Annotated in this window: 13 protein-coding genes and 2 riboswitches; of the genes, 5 read left to right on the top strand and 8 right to left on the bottom strand. The window is 66.9% G+C overall.

From position 1 onward, the window contains the following. Positions 1-5: 5 nt before the first annotated feature. Positions 6-389: a monovalent cation/H(+) antiporter subunit G gene (mnhG, locus tag BLS52_RS02845; protein WP_090584405.1), complete on the top strand. Its 384-nt coding sequence runs from the start codon at positions 6-8 to the stop codon at positions 387-389. 154 nt (positions 390-543) lie between these two features. On the opposite strand, the gene BLS52_RS02840 is transcribed toward mnhG, so the two are convergent. Beyond that, the gene (locus BLS52_RS02840) at positions 544-2,094 is read right to left on the bottom strand and encodes an HNH endonuclease signature motif containing protein (RefSeq protein WP_090584404.1); all 1,551 of its coding nucleotides are present in this window, start codon (positions 2,092-2,094) and stop codon (positions 544-546) included. Positions 2,095-2,256: 162 nt separating this feature from the next. Beyond that, positions 2,257-2,517: a DUF4235 domain-containing protein gene (locus BLS52_RS02835; protein WP_026544188.1), complete on the bottom strand. Its 261-nt coding sequence runs from the start codon at positions 2,515-2,517 to the stop codon at positions 2,257-2,259. Between the two features lie 114 nt (positions 2,518-2,631). Further along, positions 2,632-2,747, top strand: a riboswitch (TPP riboswitch). A gap of 54 nt (positions 2,748-2,801) precedes the next feature. Here BLS52_RS02835 and BLS52_RS02830 point away from each other — a divergent pair. The 4 genes from BLS52_RS02830 (at position 2,802) to BLS52_RS02815 (ending at position 6,338) form a co-directional block, all read left to right on the top strand. Continuing rightward, complete coding sequence (locus tag BLS52_RS02830; RefSeq protein WP_090584403.1) at positions 2,802-3,413, top strand: ECF transporter S component; 612 nt, start codon at positions 2,802-2,804, stop codon at positions 3,411-3,413. A 1-nt stretch (position 3,414) separates the two neighbouring features. Beyond that, entirely contained in the window at positions 3,415-4,887 is a 1,473-nt protein-coding gene (locus tag BLS52_RS02825) for an ABC transporter ATP-binding protein (protein ID WP_090584402.1), read from the top strand. Beyond that, the gene (locus BLS52_RS02820) at positions 4,884-5,681 is read left to right on the top strand and encodes an energy-coupling factor transporter transmembrane component T family protein (protein WP_090584401.1); all 798 of its coding nucleotides are present in this window, start codon (positions 4,884-4,886) and stop codon (positions 5,679-5,681) included. The genes BLS52_RS02825 and BLS52_RS02820 overlap by 4 nt, the downstream gene beginning before the upstream one ends. Positions 5,682-5,825: 144 nt before the next feature. After that, positions 5,826-6,338, top strand: a complete 513-nt coding sequence (locus tag BLS52_RS02815) for a sigma-70 family RNA polymerase sigma factor (RefSeq protein ID WP_051470461.1) — start codon at positions 5,826-5,828, stop codon at positions 6,336-6,338. A gap of 18 nt (positions 6,339-6,356) precedes the next feature. Here BLS52_RS02815 and BLS52_RS02810 read toward each other — a convergent pair whose 3' ends face one another. The 6 genes from BLS52_RS02810 to pabB form a co-directional block, all read right to left on the bottom strand. Beyond that, positions 6,357-6,914, bottom strand: coding sequence for a COG4315 family predicted lipoprotein (locus BLS52_RS02810; RefSeq protein WP_026544193.1), 558 nt, complete (start codon positions 6,912-6,914; stop codon positions 6,357-6,359). Positions 6,915-7,054: 140 nt separating this feature from the next. Beyond that, positions 7,055-8,656: a multicopper oxidase family protein gene (locus BLS52_RS02805; protein ID WP_090584516.1), complete on the bottom strand. Its 1,602-nt coding sequence runs from the start codon at positions 8,654-8,656 to the stop codon at positions 7,055-7,057. 179 nt (positions 8,657-8,835) lie between these two features. Then, positions 8,836-10,041, bottom strand: coding sequence for an O-succinylhomoserine sulfhydrylase (locus tag BLS52_RS02800; protein ID WP_090584515.1), 1,206 nt, complete (start codon positions 10,039-10,041; stop codon positions 8,836-8,838). Between the two features lie 70 nt (positions 10,042-10,111). Next, the gene (locus tag BLS52_RS02795; RefSeq protein ID WP_090584400.1) at positions 10,112-10,654 is read right to left on the bottom strand and encodes a rhodanese-like domain-containing protein; all 543 of its coding nucleotides are present in this window, start codon (positions 10,652-10,654) and stop codon (positions 10,112-10,114) included. 6 nt (positions 10,655-10,660) lie between these two features. Continuing rightward, positions 10,661-10,786, bottom strand: a riboswitch (SAM riboswitch). A 115-nt stretch (positions 10,787-10,901) separates the two neighbouring features. Then, on the bottom strand, positions 10,902-11,756 hold the full coding sequence (locus BLS52_RS02790; protein ID WP_090584399.1) for an aminodeoxychorismate lyase: 855 nt from the start codon (positions 11,754-11,756) through the stop codon (positions 10,902-10,904). Between the two features lie 165 nt (positions 11,757-11,921). Then, positions 11,922-13,961, bottom strand: a complete 2,040-nt coding sequence (pabB, locus tag BLS52_RS02785) for an aminodeoxychorismate synthase component I (RefSeq protein WP_090584398.1) — start codon at positions 13,959-13,961, stop codon at positions 11,922-11,924. Position 13,962: the final 1 nt, after the last annotated feature.

The raw sequence follows: 13,962 nt of genomic DNA, 5'->3' as shown, positions 1-13,962 counted from the left end.
CGCTGATGGACGCGGCCCTGGATCTTCTTGCCGGTGTGCTGCTCCTAGGCGGGGCTCTCATGTCGCTGGCCGCCGCCGTCGGCCTGCTGCGTTTTCCTGACCTGTTGAGCCGTATGCACGCGGCGACCAAGCCGCAGGTGCTCGGCCTGCTGCTGTTCCTGCTGGCAATTGCGGTACAGCAGCGCACCTGGGCTGTGATCCCTGTGCTGGTCCTTTGCTGGGTCTTCCAGCTGCTGACGGCTCCGGTTTCCGCGCACATGGTGGGACGCGCAGGTTACCGGACCAAGCACCTGCGCAAGGACCTGCTCAGCATGGACGAGTTGGACGAAGTCGTGGAACACGCGGCCAACCGCCGTCGTAAAGAGGCTGACCGGGCGTCGAACGAGTAAGTCGGGCCGCCCCTCGGACGAGTGAGCCTGACGCGCGTTGAACGAGTGAGCCTGACGCGCGTTGAACGAGTAATCTTGACCGCGCGTCCAACCAGCGAGCCCGACATGACTTTCATGTCGGCTGGTAGGCAACAATTGCCCAGGCGTCTTCCGGTCATGGTGGCGCGGTGCTGGGTCCGGTGTGTGCGAGTTGGTGATGGACGGCTTCTTCCACTTGCCGGTACCGGTTGCGTTTGGGGTTCCGGTGGGGGTCGATGTATTTCGGTGGCCGGAACCATGGGATTCCCTGAACCGATTCGACCGACCAGTTGCCCTCGTGGAGCAGGTGGTGATGCCGGGAGCAGAGCAGCACGCCGTGGCTGATGCTGGTGGTTCCGCCCGCTGCCCACGGGACGATGTGGTGGGCTTCGCACCAGGTGGCGGGCACCGTGCAGTCCGGGAAGGCGCAGCCCTTGTCACGGGCAACCAGTGCCCGCCGAAGGTGCGGCGGGAAGAGGCGTTGGGCCCGTCCGATGTCCAGGACCTGACCCTTTCCTCCGAGCACCAGCGGCAGGATGTCCGCCTCGCACGCCAGTTTACGGATGCTCCGGGCGCTCATTTGTTCGGCGAAGACCGCATGGCCGTCCTGCCCCAGATCGCTCAGGAGATCGCGGTAGTTGATGGTGACCATCACCTGCGGGCGGTGCCCTCCGGTGGCCGGCAGACCGTCACCGGCAAGGGCGATCCGGCACCCGGACACCAGCCCGTCGAGCAACTCCTGCGCGCGGGTCGGGCGGCCCGGTACCGGCTGGGCGTTCACGCCCGGCCCCTGGTCGCCCGGTCCCTGGTCGCCGGGTCCCTGGTCGCCGGGTCCCTGGTCGCCGGGTCCCTGGTCGCCGGGTCCCTGGCTGTTCGGTGCCTGGTTGCCCGGCGTTCCCGGTTCAGCCGGCTGGTTCCCGCCACCGGTCCGCGTTCCGGGTGGGGTGGTGCCGTTCGCTCGGGGGTTGGTGGCCGTGTTCATGACGGTCAGGAGATACTCAAACTGTTCATCGGTGGCGCCGATCTCCAGGAACTGCAGACCATGACGCCTACCGCGCAGGAAGACGCCCTGCCTGGCCCGGAGGACCTTCTCCGTCGGTTCCACGCCGTCCTGGTCGAGCACGCTTTCCCAACGCCGGGCTAGGACCCGCAGGACGTCCTCATCGGACTCCACGGCCTGGCGGACCAGGTGTTCCTCCATGGCCTCCACCTGGCGGCCGGTCGCGACAGCCCGGACACGGTGAACGGCGTCCCTGACCACCATCGCCGCCCGGGTGCTGAGTACTCCGGCACGGGTTGCAGCGGCCAGGGCAGGCAGCGGAGCCTGGACCGGTGCACCCGGCCCCGGAACCGCGGGAAGCACGTCCTGGCCCAGCCGCAACCGGCGGTTCGCCTCGGAACGGCTGACCCCGAGCTTCGCCCGCAGGTACTCAGCCGTGCCCTTATGGGCTTCCTGACCGTCCGTGGCGGCAAGTGAATGGTCTTCGGCGGCCCGGGCAACCAGGGTCTGAAGGTGATCCACCACCCTGGAGATCTCCTCCACCCCGACAAGAGCCGCAACAACCTCCTCCCGCCCCAGGAGGAGATAACCCGATTCGAAGTGCTCCGCGAAAGCCAGCAAATCCGAACGCACTGCACGCAGGAGAGAATCATCTACCCCATGGTGTTCGAGCAATGCGACGGCCATACCAAAATATTATCGAAGACACGTACTAATACCGACCGAAACCCGGCAATGTGGAGGAGCAGTCACCCACAACATATCCACACACGCAGACGGGGATCATACGCGAAGCAGGAACAGGGATCACACGCAGAGAGGGATGTCGCCAACGTACCCGGGCAATTCCTAGGTGATGTGGCGGGTGCGCTCGTAGCGGCGGATGGCCTGCTGCGTGGTCCGGTTCGTGAGGACGCGGATAGTGGTGCTCACCGTTCCGGAAATGACCGCAAATGCCAAGGCCGACCGCAGGCTGTTCTCCAGGCCCTCCTTGTCCTTGGGGGGCTCGTTTCCGGTAACCCGCTTCCAGATGAAGTCGACCAGCTGTGTGCCTACGAGCCCCGCTCCAATGCCCAGTCCAACGCCCATCAGTTTGAAGATCGTGTTCATGGTGCCTCTTTCAGTCGGCTTGTGCTTGGTCCCAGCCTAGCGTTATCACCGCGGCGATAGATGACGCGACGACGGCGGAGACGGGAGCGGCGGGTGTAGAGTTGGTATCGCTCAAAACAACGACAGGGGAGCGCAGCCACGTAGGTGGTGGGCGCTGAGAGTGCGGACCACCGCAGACCCTCGAACCTGATCCGGCTAGTACCGGCGAAGGGAGTCGAGTTCTCAGGGCAACCGGCGTCCTGCCGGTGTGCCTTCCCCTCCTGTACCCAGGAGGATCAAACACCATGACTGAAACAAAGGGCCCTACCCCGGCCACATCCCGGCGCCGTTATGAATGGCGGGTGGTGGATATTGTGGTCGCTTCCGTGATTTCGGTGGCCGTCGGCGTCATCTTCTTCGCCTGGTCGGCAGGCTACAGCGGAATCGCCGCCGTCACTGCGGCCTACCCACCGCTGGCAGGCCTCTACTCCGGCGGCTGGCTGATTGCCGGCGTTCTCGGCGGACTCATCATCCGCAAGCCGGGCGCGGCCATCTACTGTGAGGTCCTCGCAGCGGCGGTATCGGCGCTGATCGGCACCCAGTTCGGCATGGCCGTCCTGCTCTCCGGCCTGGTCCAGGGCATCGGTGCGGAACTGGTGTTCGCGCTGTTCCTGTATCGCCGCTGGAACATCGGCGTGGCGCTGCTTGCCGGCCTCAGTGCGGGCATTTTCCTGGCGGTCAGCGAAAACATCATGTACAACGTCGAATGGGCCCTCGAGTTCAAGCTGATGTACGGCGTGTTCGCCGCCATTTCCGGTGTGGTCCTGGCGGGGCTGCTGCCCTGGCTCGCCACCCGGGGACTCGCAAAGACCGGCGCATTGTCCTCCTTCGCTGCGGGCCGTACGGCCGACGTCTAGCATGGGTTCGCCGATCACCGCCCGGGGCTGGGGCTGGCGCCATCCCGGGCGCGTACGCTGGGCAGTCCGGGACATCGACCTGACGGTTGAAGCCGGTGAGCGGGTGCTGCTTCTCGGCGCCTCGGGTGCCGGCAAGTCCACGCTTCTGCACGGACTGGCCGGTGTCCTGGGAGATCAGGAAGAGGGGGAGCAGGCAGGCCACCTCACGGTCGACGGCGTCAGCCCGGCCGATGCCCGCGGCCGTTCCGGTCTGGTCCTCCAGGATCCGGATACCCAGCTGGTACTGGCGCGCGTCGGTGACGAAGTGGCGTTCGGGGCCGAGAACCTTGCCGTGCCGCGCGCCGAAATCTGGCCGCGAGTGCACCGCGCGCTCGACGACGTCGGCCTGGACGTCCCGCTGGACCACCCCACCACGGCGCTCTCCGGCGGCCAGAAGCAACGGCTCGCCCTGGCAGCCGTCCTCGCCATGCAGCCCGGACTGCTCCTGCTCGACGAACCGACTGCCAACCTGGACCCGGCAGGCGTCATCGATGTGCGGGACGCCGTGGTGCGCGTGCTCGAACGGACCTTAGCCACGCTGGTGGTGGTGGAGCACCGCGTCGACGTCTGGGCCGACGTCGTCGACCGCGTGGTGGTGCTCGATTCCGACGGCGGGATCCTCGCCGACGGTGCGCCCTCGGTGGTGCTCCGGCAGGAAGGTACGAGGGCCCGGCTGATCGAAGCCGGCGTCTGGGTGCCGGGCTACCGTCCGGAAACCCCCGCCGTCAGCGCCCGGCCCGGCGCCGACCTGCTGCACGCAGCCGGGCTCGCCGTCGCGCGGACCAGGCGCGGAAATGCAGTGCTCGACGACGTTGACCTCACCCTCCGCGGCGGGGAAGCTCTCAGCGTGCTGGGCCCCAACGGGTCCGGCAAATCGACGCTCGCACTCACGCTTGGCGGGCTGCTCCGGCCCCGCAGCGGTGAACTTGCCGCCCGGCCTCCGCTTGCGCGCGGGGCCGGAACCAGCCCTGCGGGTTGGAAGTCCGCTGAACTGGTCAGCCGCATCGGCACCGTCTTCCAGGAACCGGAACACCAGTTCCTGACCCATACCGTGCTGGACGAGCTGGAATTCGGGCCCCGCAGGGTTGCCCGCCAGGACGAGGCGGAAGTGCGGCGTCGCGTCGACCCCCTCGCTGAGCGGCTGCGCCTTACCGGCCTGTTGAAGGCGAATCCGTTCACCCTCTCGGGCGGTGAGAAGCGGCGGCTGTCGGTGGCGACAATGCTGGCCACCGGCCCGGAAATCCTGATCCTCGATGAGCCGACCTTCGGCCAGGACGCGCACACCTGGGCGGAACTGGTGGCGCTCCTCGCCGAGCTCATCCACGCCGGCACGTGCGTTGTCTCTGTGACCCACGACCGTGACTACACCGCCGCACTCGGAAGCCGGGTTCTTGCCGTCGACGGCACGTCCGCAACGCTGGAGGTGGCCGCGTGAGCGTCGATGTGCTGAATCCAGAGATCACCGGGAAGGTGCTGCCCAGGGCCAACCCGCTCTCCAAGCTCTTCGCCGCGGTGCTGATCACCGTGGTGGTGATGCTCAGCGTGGACTGGGTGAGCGCCGGCGTCGTCCTGGTCAGTGAACTGCTGCTGCTCCCGCTGCTGGGCATCAGTGTGCGCCGGCTGCTGTTCCGCACCTGGCCGTTCGTGGTCGCCGCTATAGTCGCCGCGTACGGCACCGCGCTGCTGGCGGACAAGACGGGGAGGGTCCTTTTTGAGCTGGGCCCCGTGCTGTTCACCGAGGACTCGGTCAACGCCGGACTCGCCATCGGGCTGCGCGGGCTCGCCATTGCACTCCCAGGGCTCTTCCTGCTGGCAAGCACAGATCCCACCGACCTGGCAGACGCCCTCGCCCAATGGCTGAAGGCGCCGCACCGGTTTGTGCTCGGTGCACTGGCGGGCATGCGTCTGGTGGGCCTGCTGTTTGACGAGTGGCGGACCCTGGGGCTTGCGCGGCATGCCCGCGGCGTTGCCCACGAAGGCAACCCGGCGGCGCGGTTCGGGAACTTCCTGGGGCAGGCGTTCGGGCTCATGGTCCAGGCCATCCGCCGGGCCACCCGGCTTGCGGTCGCGATGGAAGCGCGTGGTTTCGGGGCGGGTCCACGCACGTGGGCGAGGGAGAGCACCTTCAGCCGGATCGACGTCGTCGTTGTCCTGGTGGGGACGCTGATCGCGGCGCTTGCCGTCACCGCAGCGGTGGCGGCGGGCACCTGGAACTTCATTCTCGGCTAGCAGCACCTGTTCCGAAGACGCCGCGGAGGAGCACACTGGAGGGACAGTGTTTCGAGAAGCCGCAGGCTTTTCCCAACCTTGCACGGCGTCAATGGGTAGGTAACGCGGTAGCGATGGCTTGAATGTCGAGTGTGGGGAACGAACATGGCCGAGGGACAGGCGGAGTGGCTCAGCGTCATCAGGGACCACCACCTGCGTGCGCTGCGGCGGTTTGTCCGCCGGCTCACCTCCGATGTCTTCCTGGCCGATGACGTTGTCCAGCTGACCCTGCTGCGTGCCTGGGAACACCCGGTCATGCGCGGACACAGCGAACTCGAGATCCGGGCCTGGCTTTTTGTGGTGGCCAGGAACATCCTCACCGACTCGTACCGCAGCGGTTTCCGCCGCCACGAGTTCGACGTCGATGAACTCCCGGAAGTGCCCTCGGACGACGACGTCGAGCAGTTACTGACGTCCTGGCTGCTGACGGACGCGCTCAACGAACTCTCACCCGACCACCGCGACGTGGTGCTGCACTTCTACTTCCGCGGCGAAACAGCGGCGGAAATTGCACGGGCCCTCTCGATACCGGAGGGGACCGTGAAATCCCGCCTGCACTATGCCCTGCGTTCCCTGCGGAACGCGCTTGCTGCCCGGGACGTCGCCTCGGGCAGCTAGCTCAGCTCAGTGCGCGGCTTACTGGATCATGGTGCCGTCAGGTGCCACCACGTACCAGACCTCGTTCACGCCCTGGCCGTTGGTGTCGCCCGGGGCCTCATCCTCGGCGAAGTAGTAGATCGGCATGCCGTTAATGGTGACCTGGAGTTCACCGTCCGGGGTTTCGATCGTGCCCAGTTCTCCGGTAACGCCCTCAGCCTCGGGGGTCTCGCTGTCACTCAGCACCGGCGGCCAGGCCTCAAGGCAACCGCCCTCGCAGGCGCTCACCCCTGAATCCGGCTCGTCATTGGTGAAGTAGTAGACGACCATTCCCTCGGCGTCGACGACGATCTCGCCCAGGTCGGTTTCAGCCACAGCGAGCGGCGTTCCGACGGTCCCGCCGCCGGCGGCACCCTCCGTCGGTTCCTCGGATTCACCCTCGGTGGGTTCCTCGCTCGCCGGTTCCTCGCTTGCCGGTTCCTCCGCCGCCGTTTCCTCGGCCGGTGGCGCCTCGGTCTCGCCAGACCCGCCACAGCCGGTCAGCGCCAGCAGGCAGATGGCGAGGATGGCGAACAGGACGCGCATTGCTTTACTCATCTTGATTCCTCCCGTAATCACCCCCTGGACACCCGGGGGATGGGAGTGGCCACTCGACCCCTCTGCTGGGAAGACGCACCGACCGCCCCTGATGGTTCAACGGTCAGGCGAACTCACAGGTGAATCCCAGCTTGGAGCATCTATGCGGCAGGGGCATCCCAGACGGGGCGGGCGGACGTGATGGGATCATTGGGATCCGCCTCGCCCTCCTTCAGACCAACCCGGAACTGCAGCATCATGTCATGGTCCTCGTGGGGCAGGTTGTGGCAGTGAACCATGTAGCGGCCCTTGTGCGGTGTGAAGCGCATGATCGCCTGGACCGTCTCGTTCTCGCCGACATACATGACGTCCTTGGGCCCCTCCTCGTAGCTGAACGCCCGCTGTCCGTTCCGGCTGATGATGTGAAAGTCAACAAGGTGGATGTGCAGGGGATGGAACCATCCGCCGGACTTGTTCTCGATCTCCCAGATCTCGACGTCGTTCACGCCGGGGTTGGCCACGGCCCACTGGAAGTTGCTGGCGATGACATCCGCCCAGCTCTTCCCGTTGATCTTCCAATCCCCGTTCTGGCGCTCGACGCGGAGCCGTCGCGTGGTCTTCGCCATGGCACGGGTGAGGGTCATGGGCTCGCTGTTGGCGAGCACGGTGGGAAGCCTGAGCGCTGTGGGATCGTTCCGGTCAAACGCGTCATCCGTGACGTCGAACGCCATGACGCGCCTGGTGTTGCCGTACTCGGTGTTGTTGTCCAGCGGCAGGTTCTGCAGCTCGACCCGTTGGCCGGCGCGGTAGCGGGAGAAGTCGATCAGGACCTCGTAGCGCTCCGAATTCGCGTGCCGGTACTGCCCCACAGGAATCGCCCGGGGCGTGAGCCCTCCGTCGGTCGCAACAACGGTCAACGGCTCTCCGGTGCTGAGCCTGAATTTGAAAGCGCGTGAGATTCCGCAGACCAGCACACGGAAGCGGTAGATCCGGCGCTTGACCTTCATGACAGGCCAGGGCACCCCGTTCACCAGGTTGATGTCACCCCACAGACCGCTGTGCCCGCGGTCATCGTAGTAGGGGTTTCCGTCCGCGCGGAGCTGGATGTCGCTCACCATGAGAGGCACGTCGAACTCGCCCTGGGGGAGGAGCGCCCGCTCCACCGGGTCGTGGATCTGGTACATCGCGACCAGCCCGGAATACGCGTTCTGCGCCGTGTAGTGGACGCCGTGGTCGTGGTACCAGAGTGTCCGGGCCGGCTGGAAATTGGGGTAGAGGTAGTCCTTCCGGAACCCGGGAAGCGTGGTGTCGGAGGCATAGCCGTCGTACTGCGGCAGCGATGCCGATCCGTGGAGGTGCGTGGAGGTCGCCAGCGGTGTGCCGAAGTCCGGGTGCGACTGGGGAAGCTGGTTCCGCATGGTCACTACGGCGTGGGTGCCCTGGTTGATGCTGATGGTGGGGCCGGGGAAGATCCCGTTATACCCGAGGATCCGGGTTTTCAGCCCGGGTACCAGGGACGCTACTGCGGCCTGCTGCGTGATCCGGTAGAAATTCTGTGGCTTTCCGTCGAGGGGATTGATGCCGGTCCGGTACGGGGCCAGGAACGGCGGCCGCGTGAATGCAAGGAGGTACGGCTTCAGTTTCGAGCCGTCCAGAACCGGTGCGGACTTGGCACTGATGGAGGAGAGAGGAGCGGTGAGAGTTGCGGCGGCGAGCGCGCCGAAACCACCCATCGCAAGAAAATTGCGCCTGCTGATAGACATTGCTGCCATCCCTTTCCAAAGATTTTCTCTTGGCGGGACGCGCATCGGGAGGCGTATCAGACGCCTGCCCCAGACTCCGTTCTCGATGTGGTCTCAGCTGACAAGGATGCTCCTGGGTGCTTGGAGAAACCTTGGACGATCGTTTTCCTTACCCGACGGAACCCCGAACCTCCTACGGGTCAGGAAGCAAGCGCCTTTCGGAGGTCGGACTGCAGGTCGCTCACATCCTCAAGGCCCACCGAAAGCCGCACGACGCCGTCGGACAGGCCAATCGCCGCACGCCCGTCGGGGCCCATGGCGCGGTGGGTTGTGGTTGCGGGGTGGGTGATCAGCGTCTTCGAATCGCCCAGGTTGTTCGAGATGTCGATGATCTCAAGGGCGTCGAGGAGCGCGAAGGCGTGTTCCTTGCCCCTGTCCGCGGGCGCATCCAGTTCGAAGGTCACCACTGTTCCCCCGGCGGTCATCTGCGCGGCAGCGAGATCGAACTGCGGGTGCGATTCCAGTAGCGGGTACCGTACCCAGCTCACCGCCGGCTGCGCCTCAAGCCACCTGGCCAGCGTCAGCGCCGAGGAGGACGCGTGGTTCACCCGCAGCGACATGGTCTCCAGCCCCTTGAGCAGGGTCCACGCGTTGAAGGATGACAGAGCCGGGCCGGTGTGCCGCATGAGCGTTTTGACCGGGCCCTCGATGAATTCCCGGCGCCCGAGGATCGCTCCGCCCAGCACCCTGCCCTGGCCGTCCATGTGCTTGGTGCCGGAATAAACGACGACGTCGGCGCCCAGATCGGTGCACCGCTGCAGCAGCGGTGTGGCGAAGACATTGTCGACCACAACCTGCGCACCGGCCGCGTGGCCCAGTTTCACGACCCCGCCAATGTCCACGATCTCCTGCATCGGGTTGGACGGTGACTCGAAGAACACAGCCGTGGTGGGGACGCTGAGCGCCTCCTCCCACTGCGAAAGGTCCCAGCCGTCCACAAAGACCGTCTCCACACCCCAGCGCGGCAGGATTTCGTTGAGGATCACAAAGCAGGAACCGAAGAGACTCCGGGATGCGACCACCCGGTCGCCGGCAGCCAGAAGTGCACCCAAAGCGGTGAAGACTGCGGACATGCCGCTCGCAGTGGCGAAGCACGCTTCAGCGCCTTCCAGCAGCCGCAGGCGTTCCTGGAACATGGCGACGGTGGGGTTGCCGTACCGGGAGTAGACGAAGCGGTCGACGTCCCCGGTGAACGCGGCCTCCGCCGCCGCCGCGGAGGAATAGACAAAACCCGAGTTCAGGAAGAGAGCCTCGGAGGTTTCCTCGAAGTTTGACCGGGCCAGCCCGCCGCGAACCGCCAGCGTGTCCGGCGACCAGCCGGCGACGTCGTCGTCCGGCCGTTGAATGCGGGGGTATCCCCCGTTGCCGGCGATGGGTTCGCGGCCGGCTGCCGGGGAGAACGACGACGGCGTCGGCTCACTCACCGGCGTGGCCGTGGCTGTCCGTCGGCTGGTCAGAGCCGCGCCCGGCGGTACCTGGGTTCGCTTCAGAAGCGCTGGTTTCTGGGCCCGTGGCGGTTTCTGAGTGCACTGCGGTTTCTGAGTGCACTGCGGTTTCTGAGTGCACAGCGGTGGCGAGGCCGCTGGAGCGCCAGCCGCCGTCGGCCTCAAAACCGTGCAGCACGTTGAACGCCGTGTGACCGGCAGCCGCGGCGCTCTGTGCGGCAGCAACCGAACGGACGCCGGAGCGGCACAGGAACAGCAGTTCCCTGCCCTTGAGGCCGTTCAACTGGTTGAGGAAGGAGACATTGCGGGAGCCGTCGGAACGGTTCCATTCAAGGAAGAGCGGCACCGTGCCGGCGTCGGTGAGGTCGGGGACACCGACGCTGCGCCACTCCTCCACCGTGCGGACGTCCACGAGGACGGCGCCCTTGCTCACCCGCTCCACCGCTTCGCGGGGTGTGATGTTGCCGGCATAGCCGTCGGCGGGATGGGAATGGGGAATGGAATGCTGTGACACTGTGTCTCCTCACGCTGTGCACGCTGGTGATCGTGGATCCTGATCGGTGTGCCGAGTAGTCACCTGAGGCACCCCGCCGTGAAAGAGGGTTGCCGGCCAGCAAGTCAGGGCTTGGCGCTGGCGCTCGTTACTCCGGACTGAAACGTAGCACCGGCGGCGCCCCCGCTGCCACGCCGAGCCGTAACGTGCGGTAACGCCTGAAGCTGCGGTAACGCCTGGTCCTCCCGGACGTGCTTGGGACGAAGAGCTAGGACACCGAGTCGACGAGCGCACCCAGCTCGGCCGTAAGCTCCGGCGAGACTGTCACGGGCTTGCCGTCGATCGACTCCACCTCGGCGAGCAAACGGACGCTGGAAATCAGCCAGACGCCGTCGGAGGCGAAGAGATCCGCTGGCACCAGCGGTCCATAGCCGAGTTCCCAGCCGGCGCTGCGGGCAGCGGTGAACAGCGCGCCCTGCGAGGTGCCGGGCAGGATCCCGCTTTCCAGCTGCGGCGTGATGAGGTGCTTGACGCCGTCGCGGACGCGGGCGATCAGGACGGTCGACGTAGGGCCCTCCAGCACCTTCCCATCGGATGAGGTGAAGATGACGTCGTCGGCGCCGTGGGACCGTGCATGGCGCAGGGCTGCCATATTCACGGCGTAGGAGAGAGTTTTAGCCCCCATCAGCAGCCACGGCGCGCGCTGTCCCACAGTGCTGTCGTACCCGCGGTCAAGCAGGAGGACGGCCAGGCGCCGCCCGCGCAGGCCCCCAGGCACGGGAGAGACCAGCACCCAGGCGGTCGCGCCCGCTCCCTCTTCCCCGCGGGTAGCCACGAGCTTGACCACCAGGTCGCCGTCGTCGTCGGTTACCGTCAGTGCGGTGGAGATGGCACGTTCCCAGACGTCCGACGCCGGGACGTCCAGTTCCATCGCCTCGGCGGACGTCGCCAGCCGGGCCAGGTGCGCCCGGAGCTTCCGCGGTGTGCCGCTGACGGCAAGCATGGTCTCGAAAATCCCGTCTCCGCGCGTGACTCCCGTGTCCGTGACCTTGAGCTGGGGCTGGGACGCGTCAGCGATCCGTCCGTCGGGGTAGTCGGGATCCAGGAACACCAGAACAGTCATGCGCCCAAGCCTAGCGACCGAGGGCCCCGCGGTGAGCGAAGCGAGGCGTGGGAGGGCGGTAGGCGCTAGCGACCGAGGGCCCCGCGGCGAGCGAAGCGAGGCGTGGGAGGGCGGTAGGCGCTAGCGACCGAGGGCCCCGCGGTGAGCGAAGCGAGGCGTGGGACGTCAGTCCGGGAACGCCGTTCCGAGCGCCGACAGCACGCCGAAAGCCTTTGTCCGCACTTCCTCCCACTCGTCGGCAGGATCGGAATCGGCGGTAATCGCACCGCCCACGCCGAGCGTGAGGCGGGTGCCGCCGTCGTCGTCCTCCAGCACGAGGGTGCGGATGACGACGGCGAGGTCCGCCGCCCCATCGAGTGAAAAGTAGCCGGCCGCGCCGGAATAGATGCCGCGGGGGGCACCCTCGAGCCGGTCGAGGATCGCCATGGTGCTGATTTTTGGCGCGCCGGTCATCGAACCGGCAGGGAACGCGGCGGCAATGGCCTCGGCACGGGAGGACCCGGGGCGTAGCCGGGCGTCGATGGTACTCACCATCTGATGGACGGTCGCGTACGTTTCGATGTCACACAGGCGGCTCACCGTCACGGTGCCGGGGATCGCCAGATGGGAGAGGTCGTTGCGCAGGAGATCCACGATCATGATGTTTTCCGCGCGGTCCTTGGTGCTGGTGCGCAGGTCTTCCTGCAGGGCGGCGTCCTTGCCGGGGTCCGGGGACCGGCGCCGGGTTCCCTTGATCGGTTCGGCGCGCATTCCACCGGTTGAATCGAGCCGGAGGAACCGTTCCGGGGAGGTGCTCGCAACCGCAAGCCCGGGGAACGCGAGGAAGTGGGCAAAGGGCGCCGGATTGGACCGGCGGAGTGCGAGGTAGGCCTCGAGCGGGTCCAGCCCGGTGTCTTCGCGGGCCGTCAGCGCTGTGGTCAGGCAGACCTCGTAGGAATTGCCGTCCGCAATCTCGGCCGCTGCCGAACGGATGTTCCTCAGGTACTGCTCCCTCGTATCCCGAGCGGTAAAGCGTGGGGCCGGCAGGGAAGCGGCCGGCGCAGCGGGACGGCCGCCGGACAGAATCACGGCGCGTGCACGGTCCAGCCAGGCATCGGCGTCATCGTCGCGGAAGCCGTCGCGCAGGGTGAGCAGGTAGGTGCGCTTCTCCCGGTGATCGAGGACAACGGCACGGCCCGCGAAGAGCAGTGAGGCATCCGGCACCGGGGAAGGCATATCAGTGCGGCCGCCGGTTTCGCGCTTCAGCTCGTAGCCCAGGTAACCGAGCCAGCCGAGGGCAAACGGCCCGGGATAGATATCGGGCGACCGGACGGCACGCCGGCCCCAGACCCCGTCGAGCCAGCGGAAGAACGGACCGGCCATGCGCGCGGTGACCGGGCCGCTGGTGACGAGGGTAGTCCCGCCGGAATGCTGGGCAAGCTGCCCGTACCGGCCGCCGTCATCGGCGAGGATGGAGAACCGGCTTCTGCCCTGGGGATCTTCGGCGGCGGAGCTGTCCAGCCAGGCAGCGGACCCCGAGCCGGCGTAGAGCTCGCGGAATACCGCTTCAGCGCCCGGTAAAGCGTGGAGCATCTCGACCTGAAGGGTGAGCCCGCGCCGCGCAGCCCGTTCCATTGACATCAACGACTCGCACTGCGGCAGGCCGGTCAGCGCACGGCGGAGCTGATCCGGGACGGCGTTCCCCCGATGGCCCTGGACGAGGAGGTCGGCATGATCTGCGGGCCGGTCGGACGCCAGCCAGCGGTCTTCCTGGTCAGACCAGCGCTGCCAGAATGGTGCGTAGGTGTCGCCGTCGCGGGCCAGGGCGCTGGTCCGGCGCAGGTCGTCGTCGGCGTCGATCCAGATCACCACATCGAGGAGGTCACGGGCGGCGGAGCAGGCCGCACCGACTCCCTCGACCACCACAATGTCGGCGGGCTGCGTGAGGCGGGCGGCGCCGTCGTCGTTCGCGGACCAGTCCCAGGCTGTCCATCGGGCTGGCTCCCCGGCGGCAAGCGGAGTCAGCACGCTCCGGACATACCGTTCCAGGCCGTCGGCGAGGCCGTCCCAGCCGGGGTAGATGTCCTCGAGGTGGAACAGGCTGACGGTATGGTGTTCGCGCAGGAGCGCAGCCAGTTCTACGGCAAGGGTTGTCTTGCCGGCGCCGGAACGGCCGTCCACGGCAATCAGCAGCGGGACGACGGCGTTGGCTGGCTTGTGTGCCATG

This window comes from Arthrobacter subterraneus (assembly GCF_900099735.1).
GTDB lineage: Bacteria > Actinomycetota > Actinomycetes > Actinomycetales > Micrococcaceae > Arthrobacter_D > Arthrobacter_D subterraneus.
Note: the sequence above shows the minus strand (reverse complement) of the source record. Positions and strands in the feature narration are given on the sequence as shown.